This window comes from Streptomyces sp. NPDC003035, from assembly GCF_042888285.1.
In the GTDB taxonomy this organism is placed as follows: domain Bacteria; phylum Actinomycetota; class Actinomycetes; order Streptomycetales; family Streptomycetaceae; genus Streptomyces.
The window spans coordinates 229,704-242,177 of the sequence record NZ_JBIAPJ010000004.1; the positions used below are offsets into that span (position 1 = coordinate 229,704).

Genomic DNA, 12,474 nt, shown 5'->3' on the forward strand with positions numbered 1-12,474 from the left:
GTGACTCAGCGAGTGAAGTTGAAGTACTGCCACTGGCCGTAGGCCGTGGTGTTCACGCTGTCTCCCGCCGCGCCGTCGATGTACGACGAACGCACCCGGAAGCGGTAGCCGGCCGCCCCGTCGCCGTCCACCGACACGTACGCCACGCCGTTCGGGTTCAGCTGGAAGTAGTCCGAGGCGACGTGCTGCCACGCGCCCCCGTACCAGATCTGAAGGTCCAGCCGGGTGCTGCGGTTCGGGTAGGAGTTGTGCCAGGCGGCGATCAGCGGGTCGGCCGTCTGGTGGTAGGTCCGGTACCAGGTGTTGCCGATCTTCGTCCACTTGTAGTGGCGCGACATCTTGGTCGCCAGACCCGCCCGCGTGTACACGTTGGACCAGGCGATGGCCGAGGCGGTGCGGGAGTCGCCGGCGAACCACGCGCCCACCCGGGTGTCCCGGGTCATCTTCAGCTGGACCGCCAGCTTGCCCTCGGAGTTGACCGTGCCGCGCCGGAGCAGCCGCTTGGGCTCCGGTCCGAACGGGTCGGCCCAGATCTCCACCTCGCGGTTCTTGTACGTGGGGCCGAGGGTGGCCGTGTACCAGACGGAGGTGTTGAAGTCGACGTTGAGCCCGTTGCGGTCCAGCGTCAGCGTGGCCTTGTTCCGCGAGACCTCGACCCTGGCGGTCCCGGAGGCAGCGGTGTGCGTGTCGCTCCCGGCGTACGCCACCTTGTACGTCACCGCGCCGCCCGCGGTGGGCGTGTCCGTGAACGAGAAGGCCCCGTTCGCTCCGAGCGTCTTGGTCCCGAGCGCCTTGCCCTGCGGGGCCTCGACGTCGTACCGCGTCACGGTGAGCGGCGTACCGGCCGGGAGGGGCACGGACGCCGTGACCGTACCGGAGACGGTGAGCGGCTGGGCCCGGTTGGCGGTCGCGGGAGCCTTGACCGTGATCGTCGGGGCGGACTTGGTGGGGCCGTCGTACACCCGCAGGGTCCGCACGCCCGCCGTGTTGTTCGAGACGGCGAACAGCTTGCTGCTGTCGGGCGCCCAGGCGAGGGCGCCGGCGTCGAGCGTGTCGGCGCCGCTGCTGCTGCCCGTGTTCGGGAAGTCGTACGTGCGGACCGGCTCCGCCATCCCGGGCTTGAAGACGTGGACGTCCGGGTCGTACCAGGAGAACGTGCCACCGGCGATGGTGCCGTCGGGCGCGATCGCGACGGAGTTCGGGTACGTGTTGCTGTTGTACCGGGTCGCCTCGGAGAGGTCCGTGGTGGAGAACGCCGGGTGGTAGTACGGGCTGCCGCTCGAGGTGATGACGTTCTGCCCGTCCGGGGTGACGTCCAGCTCCTGGAGGCTGCCGTACTCGCCCCGCTTGCTGACCTTGAGCTCCGGGGTCCCGGTGGTGACGTCGTAGACGCCCAGCGTGCTGGGGCTGGAGTCCCGGTCGCCGATCGCGAGGACGTTCGGGGCGCTCGGGTCGGAGCCGAGCAGCAGCACGGCGGCGGGGTGCCAGTCGATGCCGCCGGCCTGGGCGAGCGCGACGACGGGCTCCGCGCCGGACACGTCGAGCGAGCCGATCTGGGCGTCCGCGTACGCGAACCAGAGCTTGCCACCCGCCAGGGCGAGGTCGCCGGGCATGTCGGCGCCCAGGGCGTAGGACACGACCTCCGACGGCGTCTCCGTGTTCACGGAGACGATCGTGTCGTTGCCCGACACGGTCGCGTAGACGCGCGACGAGTCGGCCGCGATCTCCAGACCCCGAACGCCGGGCAGGTCCGGGACGGTCGCGAGGACCGTGCCCGCGTAATCCGTGACCACGAGCTTGCCGCCGCTCGGGTCACTGATGAAGATCTTCTGGTGGACGCCGTCCACCACCATGTCGCCCACGGACGACACGGGCAGAACCTTGCTGCTGTCGGCGGCCGCCTGGCTCGCCGTACCCGCGACCAGTGCCGCGGAGCTGAAGAGGACCGCGAGCGCCGTCGCGGCCGAGAGAGTGCGCTTACGCACGATGAAAGAGACCCCCCAATTGAGTCTCCGGCCTCTCACAAACGGAGGCACGGTGAGCGCAGACTAGATCACGCCCCCGACAACGCGCCTCCCGGTATCCCCTTGCCCCTCTCAGGCGGTCCGCAGCCTGCTCGCCGCCCGCACCGGCCTCGGTCCACCAGCTCCCGCTGGAGAGCCGGGGTCGCCGATGATCCCGTACGAGCCGGACCTCCCGGCGGCGATGGAGATACGCGGAAGGGGCCCGGCACCACTGTGGTGCCGGGCCCCTCGTCGTACGAACGCTTACTTCAGCTTCGTGCCGGTCGAGCGCAGCGCGGCGCACGCCTCGGCCACGCGCGTGGCCATGCCGGCCTCGGCCAGCTTGCCCCAGGTGCGCGGGTCGTAGGTGGACTTCTTGCCGACCTCGCCGTCGACCTTCAGAACACCGTCGTAGTTCTTGAACATGTGGTCCGCCACCGGACGCGTGAAGGCGTACTGGGTATCGGTGTCGAGGTTCATCTTCACGACGCCGTTCTCCAGCGCGGTGGCGATCTCCTCGGCGGTGGAGCCGGAGCCGCCGTGGAAGACGAAGTCGAACGGGGAGGCCTTGCCGAACTTCTCGGCGACGCCCGCCTGCAGGTCCTTGAGCAGCTCGGGGCGGAGCACGACGTTGCCCGGCTTGTAGACGCCGTGCACGTTGCCGAAGGAGGCGGCCAGCAGGTAGCGGCCCTTCTCGCCCAGGCCCAGGGCCTCGGCGGTACGGATCGCGTCGTCGACGGTCGTGTAGAGCTCGTCGTTGATCTCGTGGGTGACGCCGTCCTCCTCGCCACCGGTCGGGGTGATCTCGACCTCGAGGATGATCTTCGCGGCGACGGCCTTGGCCAGCAGCTCCTGGCCGATGGCCAGGTTGTCGGCGAGGGTCTCGGCGGAGCCGTCCCACATGTGGGACTGGAACAGCGGGTTCTGACCGGCCTTGACGCGCTCGGCGGAGATGTCGAGCAGCGGGCGGACGTAGCCGTCCAGCTTGTCCTTCGGGCAGTGGTCGGTGTGCAGCGCGACCGTGATGTCGTACTTGGCGGCGACGATGTGCGCGAACTCGGCCAGGGCGACGGCGCCCGTGACCATGTCCTTGTTGTACTGGCCGCCCAGGAACTCGGCGCCGCCGGTCGAAATCTGGATGATGCCGTCGCTCTCGGCCTCCGCGAAGCCGCGCAGGGCGGCGTGGAGGGTCTGGGACGAGGTCACGTTGATGGCCGGGTAGGCGAACTTGCCTGCCTTCGCCCGGTCGAGCATCTCGTTGTAGACCTCGGGGGTTGCGATGGGCATTCGTCCGCTCCTTGTGATGTGCGGGTGTGTGCGTTGCTTGGCCCTGACCTGGGGCGACGTCATCGTCGGGGCCCATCTTTCCAGACTCCCGCGCGGACACCAGGAGGAAGAGGCGGAGCGTTTCACGTGAAACACTCGGCAAACACTCCGCCTCTTGCCGAAACCGCAGGTCAGAGCCGTGTCAGGGGCGGCCCAGGACCTACGTCACGACTTCGCGTCGGTCAGGCGAGACCCAGTTCGTCCAGCGCGTAGGCGTACAGGTACGGCACGCCCGCCGTGGTGCTGATCTTCTCGCCCGCGCCCGTCGCCCGGTCCACGATCGTGGCGACCGCGACGACCTCGGCACCGGCCGCCCGCGCCGCCTCGACGGCGGTCAGCGGGGAGCCCCCGGTGGTGGAGGTGTCCTCCACGATCAGGACCCGGCGGCCCTTGATCTCCGGGCCCTCGACCTGGCGCTGCATCCCGTGCGCCTTGGCGGCCTTGCGGACGACGAAGGCGTCGAGGCGCTTCCCCTGCGCGGCGGAGGCGTGCAGCATCGCGGTCGCGACCGGGTCGGCGCCGAGGGTCAGACCGCCCACGGCGTCGAACTCGAGGTCGGCGGTCAGATCGAGCATGACCTGACCGACCAGCGGGGAGGCGGCGCCGTCCAGCGTGATCCGGCGCAGATCAACGTAGTAGTCGGCCTCAAGACCCGAGGAGAGGGTCACCTTGCCGTGCACCACGGCCTTGTCCTTGATCTGCTGGAGCAGGTCAGCGCGTACGTCAGTCATGCTCATGAGCTTAGAGCCGACGGCGCTCGAAGCCGCCGCCAGGCCCACGTGGCCGCGATCTCCAGTGGCTCGATCGGCGTCACGTACCGCGGATGGGTGGTGAGCCCGTTCGGCGGGCCGGACTGCGGCTCCACACACACCGCTTCCTCCTGCTCGTCGTAGATCACCACCCACTCCGCGCGGCTGGTCACCTTCAGCTCCAGCTGCTCCGGCCAGGTGAGGGTGACGTCCACGCCGTCGGGCATGCCGAAGCAGTCGTCCCAGGGGCCCGGGGTGGGACCGATCCGGCGCCCGGTGGGGAGATGGTCGGCGCCGCGCTCCTCCTGCCAGTCCGGGGTGAAGTCGATACGGACGGGGGCGCCGCCGTCGAGACTCCGGTTGAACCAGGGGTGCCAGCCGGCCTGGGCGGGGAAGGAGGCGCCGGACGTCTCCACGCCGAGGGTGAGCGTGAGCCCGTCCTCGGTCAGCTCGAAGAGCTGCGTCACCCGTCCCTCGTACGGCCAGGGGTCCCCCAGCTCGTACGTGAAGGCCGCCTCGCGCTCGCCCGCGCGGGCGGTCTTCCACGCCGTGTCGCGGCCGGTGCCGTGGATCGCGTGCGGCGGCGAGTTGAGCGGGAGCTGGTGGCTCACCGCGCCGTCCTGGAAGCGCCCGTGCGCCGTGCGTCCGCACCAGGGCACCATCGGGAAGCATCCGTACCGCTCGCCCTGGCGCAGCAGTTCCGTTCCCCCGATGCGCAGGCTCTCGATCCGGCAGCCGTTCTCGGGGTTGATGGTCAACTCGGCGTCGCCCGCCGTCAGTCGTGTCAGCTCGCTCACGTCCCCGACAGTAGACGGGGATCAGCGCCGACGGCGCAGCGCCCGGCCGACGACGACCGCGGAGGCGATCGCGAGCGCGGCGGCGGGGGCGACCCAGCGCAGGGTGGCGCCCGCGGTGGACGACTCGGGCGCCGGGACCGGCGCGTACCGACCGCGCGGCGGGGCGTGGTCGACCTCCTCGGCGCTCCGCCCGATCATGGTCCGCCGGGCGTGGGCGGCCTCGGCGGCGGGAGGCTCGGCGGGGTACTCGACCGGCGTGTCGTCGAAGTCGCCGCCGACGAAGGGGTCGAGGGACGGCGGCGGGACGGGCGTCTCGAACACCGACGGGCGGTGGGGCTCCTCGACGCCGTCGTCGACGCCGTCGCTGTCGCTGTCGGCCTCTTCGTCCCCCTCGGCGTCCTCGTCATCCTCGTCGACGGCCTTCTCCACATCCGCGACGGCCGTCAGGCCCTCGGCGAACTTCTCGATCAGCCGCAGCGCCGCCGACTCCCGCGCCTGCTCGGAGAGGTCCGCGAGACGACCGGCCTGCTTCACGGTGCCGGTGAAGGTGAGCGTCGTCCCGTCCGCCACCGGGGTGAGCGCGATCGTCAGGGACAGCTCCACCGCGACCTTGCCGCGCACCTCGCTGCCCTTGCCCTCGACGGCGAAGACGCCGTCCCGTTCGGTCAGCCGCAGTGCGCCGCGGTAGGTGATCGTGTTGCCGCCGACACGGATTCTCAGCCGGCCCGACAGCGGTCCTGCCTCGGTGTCGGCGTCCTGCTGGAGACCGGGGACGCAGCGCGCCACCCGTGCGGGGTCCGTCAGCGTTTCGCGCAGGACGTCGGCCGGTACCGGAACGAACACCTCATGCTCCATGGAAGCCGAGCCTACTCAGACCGGGCCCCGGCGTCGCCTGTTTGTCCGGCTGCGCTTGTCGCCGGCGTGGGGCTTCGGCGTGGGGCTTGTCGTCGGCGTGCCCTTGTCGTCGGCGTGCGCTGGTCGTCCGGCTGCGCCTGCGGCGGCGCTCAACCGTCGTAGCGCGGGTGCACCAGCGTGGAGGGTGGCGGCCCGGGCCCCTCGGGGTCACGGCTCAGCTCCGCGGCGCGCGCCCCCGTCGCCAGGGCGTCCGCCGTCAGGGACCGCAGTCGGGGCGCGTCGGGGGCGAGGCCCAGGTCGGGCGGATAGGTGCCCGCGACCGCCAGGAGGTATCCCCAGTCCCCCGTCCCACGGTCCGTTCCCGCGTCCGCGGCGCCGGAGCGGTGTACGCGCTCGGCCCGGTCGGGTCCCGCGGCGAAGCTCGCGCCCCGGCCCCGCGCGCTGTAGGGCCGGGTCGCGAAGCCGGCCGCGCGCAGGGTGGAGTCCACCGTCCAGAAGGTGCGGGGGCGCGCCGAGACCGAGCCCGCGTGGACGACGAGGCGTCCGCCGTCGGCGAGGATCCGGGACGTGAGCCCGTAGAACTCCTCCGAGTACAGCTTGGTACTGGCGGAGATCCCCGGATCGGGCAGGTCCGAGATCACCACGTCGTACCGCCGGCCCTCCGGCGCCCCGCGCAGCCAGCGGAACGCGTCCGCGTACGCCACCCGCACCCGCGGGTCCCGGTAGGCATGGCCGTTGAGGGTGGCCAGCTCGGGGTTGTTCCGGGCGAGTCGTACGACCCCGGGGTCGAGCTCCACGACCGTGACCGAGCGGACCCCGGGGTAGCGCAGCACCTCGCGCGCGGCGAGGCCGTCGCCGCCGCCGATGATCAGCACCCGCGCGTGCGGCCCGTTCATCGCGGGGTGGACCAGCGATTCGTGGTAGCGGTACTCGTCCTGTCCGCCGACACGCAGCCGCCCGTCCACGAACAGATCCGGCGGTCCGCCGGGCTCCCCCGTCAGCACCACCTCCTGCAGGTCGGTGTGGACGGCGACCCGCACGCTGTCGCCGTACACCGCGCGTCGCGCCGCCCGCTCGAAGTCGTCGACGAGGACGGTGGCGGTGGCGAGGACGGCGAGCACCACCACGTTCGCGGTGATGAGCAACGCCCGGGACCGGGCCGTCAGATCGCGCCGGAACAGCCAGAGCACCAGGGCGCCGCCCGCCACCGCGTTCACCGCGCCGGTCACGAGCGCTCCGGTGAGCTGCCCGAGCCAGGGCAGCAGCAGGAACGGGAAGGCCAGGCCGCCGACGAGCGCGCCGACGTAGTCGGCGGCGAACAGGTCGGCGACCGTCCCGGCGGGGTCGGCGGGGTCGGCGTGCCCGTCCTTCTCCCCCGCGCCGGTGGCGCGCGCCGACTCCGCCCGCTGGATCAGCGACATCAGGAGCGGGATCTCCGCCCCGATGAGCACCCCGATGGCGAGCGAGAACCCCACCAGGACGTACCGGGCCTCCCCGAGCCACGCGAAGGCGGCGTGCAGCACCAGGGCGGAACACCCGCCGATCAGCGCGAGTCCGCCCTCGACCAGGCCGAAGCCGACGGCGGCACGGCAGCGCAGCCGCTTGGCGAGCAGCGAGCCGACGCCCATCGCGAAGACCATCACGGACAGCACGACGGAAGCCTGCGTGACCGAGTCGCCGATCAAGTACGAGGCGAGCGCGACCAGTTCCAGCTCGTAGACAAGTCCGCACGCGGCGCAGACGAAGACCACGGCGAGAACCGGATACCGCACCGCGCTCGGCCGCACGGGCAGCCGCGTCACCCTCTTGGGTGGCATGGTCACGGGCGGATCGATCATGCTCGTAACGCTACGTCACACATCTGTCGCCATCTGTCACCCACACGAGTGCACCTGAGGCACTGGGGTGGCGCGTCAGCGCGTTGCGGGCATACGAATGCCGATCCGCGTCCTGGTGACCACCAACTGCCCTTCCTGCGGGTACGCGTGCCAGGTGCGCCACCGCACCTGACCCTCGTGGCGCTGCGCCAGCATCGCCGTGAAGGCGTGCGGGGAGCCGGGGAACGTCCCCGCGAGGCCGTGGGGATGGTCGGCGACGAGCGCGAGCAACTCCTGCGCGCGCCCCGCGAACGAGCCGTGGGACAACGTTTCGACGCGCGCCGCGAATTCGTACTCCCACGCGCCGACGCGCCTGGAGACGCCCAGCGGCAGCGGCGTACTGCTGCCGGGCATGCAGGCGACGGTCTCCGAGCAGCTGTGCTTCTCTTCCTCCAGAAGCACCTGATGGGAGGCGCCGAGAAGCCGCAACTGCAGCCTGGCGCCGGTCAGTTCGAGGTCGAGCACGGCGAGGGCGGGCAGCGGCTCGCGCCCCAGTGCCCAGGCCAGGTCGGCCGCACGCGTGTCGGTATAGGAGGTCTTCAGGGTCGTGAGCATGGGTCGGCTCCGCAAACACGGTTTGACGGGTGGGCCGGGGGCGCCCCGGAGAAAGGGTTCAACGGGAGTGGGGGATCGCCGCTCGGGTCCACACACGGTCCGAGGGCTGTCTTGAACAACAGCGAGGGAATCATGGACTTCGAGCGACTCGCAGCGTTTTTACCCAACTTGCATCGGTTTCCATCCCCTTCGGGGACCCCACAGTTCACTTGTTCACTCGGACTCGCAGCGTGGCCTGCAACACGAAGGTGCCCGGCGGGTGTTGAACCGCCCGGGCACCCCATGACCGCGAGGCCGACCGCCCCGTCTCGCTTACCCCGTGTCGGTCACTCCATGTCGGTCACCCCCCATGTCGGTCACGCCGTGTCAGTCGCCCCCGCCACCCCCGCCGCAGCCGCCCCCACCGCCGCAACCGCCACCGCAGGAGGAGCCGCCCCCACCGCTCGACCAGCCGCCTCGCCCGCCCCGGCCACCGCTCCGGCCGGCCAGCAGGCCGATCGCGACGACGAGAACGATGAATCCGATGATCAGTACTGCCATCCGTGTCACCCCCCGTAGGTCTGTGTGAGGGTGGGATGCCCCTGCCGACTCACGCCCAAAGCGCACTTGAGGAACTCCAGAGCTTCGGCCCAGGATGGCCGTCATGACACGACCGCTGCTCAACCGCCGGCTCGCCGCGTTCGGGACGACGATCTTCGCCGAGATGTCCGCGCTGGCCCTCCGGACCGGGGCGATCAACCTCGGCCAGGGCTTCCCCGACACCGACGGCCCGGAACAGATCCGGGAGGCGGCGGTCCGCGCCCTGCGCGACGGGCGCGGCAACCAGTACCCGCCGGGACCGGGCGTCCCCGAGCTGCGCGAGGCCGTCGCCGAGCACCAGCTGAAGCACTACGGCCTCACCTACGACCCCGACACGGAGGTCCTGGTCACGGTCGGCGCGACGGAGGCGATCGCCGCCTCGCTCCTCGCCCTCCTCGAACCGGGCGACGAGGTGATCGCCCTGGAGCCGTACTACGACTCGTACGCCGCCTGCATCGCGATGGCGGGCGGCACCCGCGTGCCGGTCACCCTGCGCCCGCACGACGGCGCCTTCCGCCTCGACCTGGACGAGCTGCGGGCGGAGGTCACCGACCGGACCCGGCTGATCCTCCTCAACACCCCGCACAACCCCACCGGCACGGTCCTCAGCCGCGCCGAACTGACCGTGATCGCCGAGCTGGCGCAGGAGCGAAACCTGCTCGTCGTCACCGACGAGGTGTACGAGCACCTGGTCTTCGACGGCGCCGAGCACCTGCCGATCGCGAGCCTGCCCGGGATGCGGGAACGCACGGTCACCATCGGCTCGGCCGGCAAGACCTTCTCCTTCACCGGCTGGAAGGTCGGCTGGATCACCGCCACCCCGGAGCTGACCGCCGCGGTCCGGTCCGCCAAGCAGTTCCTGACGTACGTGGCCTCCGGGCCGTTCCAGTACGCCGTCGCCGAGGCACTGCGCCTGCCCGACACGTACTTCGACGACCTGCGCGCCGATCTGCTCGCCCGGCGCGACCTGCTGAGCGACGGCCTCGCCGGGGCGGGCTTCACGGTCTACCGCCCGGCGGGCACCTACTTCGTGACCGCCGACATCCGCCCCCTCGGCACCTCCGACGGCATCGCGTTCTGCCGCGCCCTCCCCGAGCGCGCCGGCGTCGTCGCCATCCCCAACGCGGTCTTCTACGACCACCGCGAAGCGGGAGCGCCCTTCGTGCGCTTCGCGTTCTGCAAGCGGACGGCGGTTTTGCAAGAGGCGGTAGAACGCCTCGGGCGGCTGACTCGCTGAAAAAGCGCGCCAGATGGAAGTGCGGAAACAGGGCCTGACCTCAACTGGGCCCTGTTCCCCACAGATGAACTACTCAGTGTCCTTGGGATGCCGAGTGGACGCGTAGACCAGAATGACGGTCGAAGTTTCCGGACTGACGAGGTAGCGGACCCTGCCACCACTCGTGATCTCGTACTCCCACTGCTCCAGCTCGGAACCCTTCCACTCCTTGGTGGCGAGTCGCCCGCGAAGCTGGTGCTGACGATTCCAGTTCTCACGCGACAGCGGGTCGGTGCGCAGCGCCTCCAGGCAACGGTGAGCACTCGAAAGTGCCACCCGGCACAGCTCCTCCCAGCCCGTCACCGCCTCTGTGGCCCCGAACACCACGTTCCACCCGTTCAAGGGTGGGACGCTGACGCGATCGCCCTTCTTCGGACTCACCCACTCACCTCTACCGGGCCCAGATCGTCACCCGCAAGAGGCCGCAGAGCTTCCTTAAGCTGCTCCGGATCTGCATTGATGCGCGCAGTCGCCCGCCAGGACACGAGGGTGCGATGCACAGCCTCTCTGGCCCCCAGCTCAGCCGCGTCGGACAGCGCTTCGAGCAAGTCCACGGTGAACGCGCGCATCTCTTCGTCATCCAGATGCCGCACCCACGGAAAGACCTCTGGCAGCGCCAGCAGCAGCGATCGGGCTCCGTCATCGTGCTTCATGAGTGCGAGGAAGAGCCGCGACGCCGTCGTCAGGTTCTCCTCGGTGCGCTCCGCGTGCACAGCGGTCGACAGCACCATGTCGGGTGCATCCCGATGCGTGACACGAAGAGACCCGAGGGCAGCCGCACGTGCCGCCACAGCTTTCGGGTTTCGGGACAGATCGGTGAACGAGACCGATTCAGGGTCGGCCCCCAGGTAGGCAAGGCTCATACTCAGACTGTACTCAGATTACAGTCTGAGTGCCAGTCTCCGAGCCACCGTAGGTGCTCACGCGTTGCCCGTCTGCAAGCAGCGCCATGTCCTGGAGGAGGCGGTGGCGCGACTGAAGGCACTGGCGCCCTGAGGGAGGCCCTGGGGCGGCCCCGGAAGACGCCCGGGGCCGCCGCAGGACCAAGCCACCCCATTGCCGCCCCGGACCGAACCACCCCGGGCCGCGGCCGGCACCTCGCCACCCCCAGGGCGCCCCGGACCGACCCGCCCTCGGGCCGTCACCGCACCTCTCCGCCCCGGGCGTTTTTCACCCGTGTGGGTCCACCCCTCGCGCGCGCCCCCTCCGTGCCCCGCCGATGGTCGGGTAGACCGATTTGTCGGGCCGACCTGATTCCCGTGCGCACGGAGGTGCACCCTGTCCGCCGAGACTCTCGACCGCCCGGCCTCGCCCGCCGGTGTCCGGAGCGTCCCCCGCTGGCGGGCCTCGCTGCACCGCGCCGCCCCCGCGCTCGGGCTCTTCGCCGCCGCGCGGCTGACCGGGACGCTCGTCCTCGCGGGCTGGGCCTGGCACATCGGACGCTCGCCGCGCGCGCTGCTCGCGTCGTCCTGGGACTCCGACTGGTACACCCGGATCGCCGCCCACGGTTACGGCCACACGCTCCACTGGCCCGACGGCGTCGTCCAGTCCGACCTGGCCTTCTTCCCGCTCTATCCGGGGCTCGTACGGGCCGTCACCGCCGTCCTGCCGGTCACCGGCGGAACGGCCGGGCTGCTGCTGTCCTGGCTGTCGGCGGGCGCCGCGGCCTGGGGGATCCACCGGGTCGGCGAGCGGCTGTACGGACGGCCCACCGCCGTCGTCCTGGTGCTGCTGTGGGGCCTGCTGCCGCACTCGATCGTGCTGTCCATGGCGTACACCGAGCCGTTGATGACGGCCTTCGCCGCCTGGTCGCTGGACGCGCTGCTCACCCGGCGCTGGCTGTGGGCGGGCACGCTGGCCGCCCTGGCCGGCCTCTCCCGCCCCAACGGGATCGCCGTCGCCGCGGCGGTCCTGGCGGCGGTGGCGTACGCACTGTGGCGGCGTGAAGGGAGCCGGCGGCTGTGGGCCGGGGCCGCGCTGGCTCCGGCCGGCTGGCTCTCGTACGTGCTCTGGGTCGGTGTCCGGCGCGGCGACCCGCTCGGCGGCTATTTCGCCGTCCAGGACGGCTGGACCTCGCGCTTCGACTTCGGGGTCGGCACGCTGGTGTTCGTCCGGGACATGCTGCGGGGGCCGACACAGTTCGGCTTCGCGATGGCGCTGCTGATCACGGGCGCGGGTGTGCTGCTGTTCGCGCTGCTCGCCCTGGTGGAGCGGCCACCGCTGCCCGTCCTGGTCTACACGGGCGTGCTGGTGGTCATCACGGTCTGCGGATCGGGGTTCTTCGAGTCGAAGCCGCGCTTCCTGCTGCCGGCGTTCCCGCTGCTGCTGCCGGTGGCCCACGCACTGACGAAAGCCCGGCCGAGAGCCGCGATCGTGGTGATCACGGCTCTGGCCGGGCTCTCGTTCGGCTACGGGGTGTACGCGCTGACGCTCGCGCGCATGGCCCTGTGAGGACCA

At 71.1% G+C, this 12,474-nt stretch carries 12 protein-coding genes; 2 read left to right on the top strand and 10 right to left on the bottom strand.

The window, feature by feature from the left end; translation table 11 throughout:
* Positions 1-5 precede the first annotated feature (5 nt).
* The 8 genes from ACFYV5_RS14185 to ACFYV5_RS14220 form a co-directional block, all read right to left on the bottom strand.
* Positions 6-1,985: an Ig-like domain repeat protein gene (locus tag ACFYV5_RS14185; RefSeq protein WP_389168291.1), complete on the bottom strand. Its 1,980-nt coding sequence runs from the start codon at positions 1,983-1,985 to the stop codon at positions 6-8.
* A gap of 282 nt (positions 1,986-2,267) precedes the next feature.
* Positions 2,268-3,290: a class II fructose-bisphosphate aldolase gene (gene fbaA, locus ACFYV5_RS14190; RefSeq protein ID WP_355113373.1), complete on the bottom strand. Its 1,023-nt coding sequence runs from the start codon at positions 3,288-3,290 to the stop codon at positions 2,268-2,270.
* A gap of 221 nt (positions 3,291-3,511) precedes the next feature.
* Positions 3,512-4,060 (bottom strand): orotate phosphoribosyltransferase, encoded by a 549-nt coding sequence (pyrE, locus tag ACFYV5_RS14195; protein ID WP_355113375.1) that lies wholly within the window; start codon positions 4,058-4,060, stop codon positions 3,512-3,514.
* A 2-nt stretch (positions 4,061-4,062) separates the two neighbouring features.
* Complete coding sequence (locus tag ACFYV5_RS14200; RefSeq protein ID WP_389168294.1) at positions 4,063-4,875, bottom strand: aldose 1-epimerase; 813 nt, start codon at positions 4,873-4,875, stop codon at positions 4,063-4,065.
* A 21-nt stretch (positions 4,876-4,896) separates the two neighbouring features.
* On the bottom strand, positions 4,897-5,730 hold the full coding sequence (locus tag ACFYV5_RS14205) for an SRPBCC domain-containing protein (protein WP_355113379.1): 834 nt from the start codon (positions 5,728-5,730) through the stop codon (positions 4,897-4,899).
* A 149-nt stretch (positions 5,731-5,879) separates the two neighbouring features.
* A complete protein-coding gene (locus tag ACFYV5_RS14210) occupies positions 5,880-7,568 on the bottom strand; it encodes a polyamine aminopropyltransferase (protein ID WP_389168297.1) in 1,689 nt (562 codons plus the stop codon).
* 75 nt (positions 7,569-7,643) lie between these two features.
* Positions 7,644-8,162, bottom strand: coding sequence for a DUF2617 family protein (locus ACFYV5_RS14215; protein WP_389168299.1), 519 nt, complete (start codon positions 8,160-8,162; stop codon positions 7,644-7,646).
* A gap of 366 nt (positions 8,163-8,528) precedes the next feature.
* On the bottom strand, positions 8,529-8,702 hold the full coding sequence (locus ACFYV5_RS14220) for a hypothetical protein (RefSeq protein WP_389168302.1): 174 nt from the start codon (positions 8,700-8,702) through the stop codon (positions 8,529-8,531).
* A 94-nt stretch (positions 8,703-8,796) separates the two neighbouring features.
* Between ACFYV5_RS14220 and ACFYV5_RS14225 the strand changes: the two genes are divergently transcribed.
* Positions 8,797-9,978 (top strand): pyridoxal phosphate-dependent aminotransferase, encoded by a 1,182-nt coding sequence (locus tag ACFYV5_RS14225; RefSeq protein WP_389168305.1) that lies wholly within the window; start codon positions 8,797-8,799, stop codon positions 9,976-9,978.
* A 69-nt stretch (positions 9,979-10,047) separates the two neighbouring features.
* Here the strand turns inward: ACFYV5_RS14225 and ACFYV5_RS14230 are convergent, their stop codons facing one another.
* Together ACFYV5_RS14230 and ACFYV5_RS14235 are read right to left on the bottom strand one after the other, a co-directional pair.
* The gene (locus ACFYV5_RS14230) at positions 10,048-10,359 is read right to left on the bottom strand and encodes a hypothetical protein (protein WP_389168307.1); all 312 of its coding nucleotides are present in this window, start codon (positions 10,357-10,359) and stop codon (positions 10,048-10,050) included.
* A gap of 35 nt (positions 10,360-10,394) precedes the next feature.
* Complete coding sequence (locus ACFYV5_RS14235; protein ID WP_389168309.1) at positions 10,395-10,880, bottom strand: prevent-host-death family protein; 486 nt, start codon at positions 10,878-10,880, stop codon at positions 10,395-10,397.
* A 415-nt stretch (positions 10,881-11,295) separates the two neighbouring features.
* On the opposite strand from ACFYV5_RS14235, the gene ACFYV5_RS14240 reads away from it, so the two are divergent.
* Positions 11,296-12,468 (top strand): hypothetical protein, encoded by a 1,173-nt coding sequence (locus ACFYV5_RS14240; protein WP_389168927.1) that lies wholly within the window; start codon positions 11,296-11,298, stop codon positions 12,466-12,468.
* Positions 12,469-12,474 lie beyond the last annotated feature (6 nt).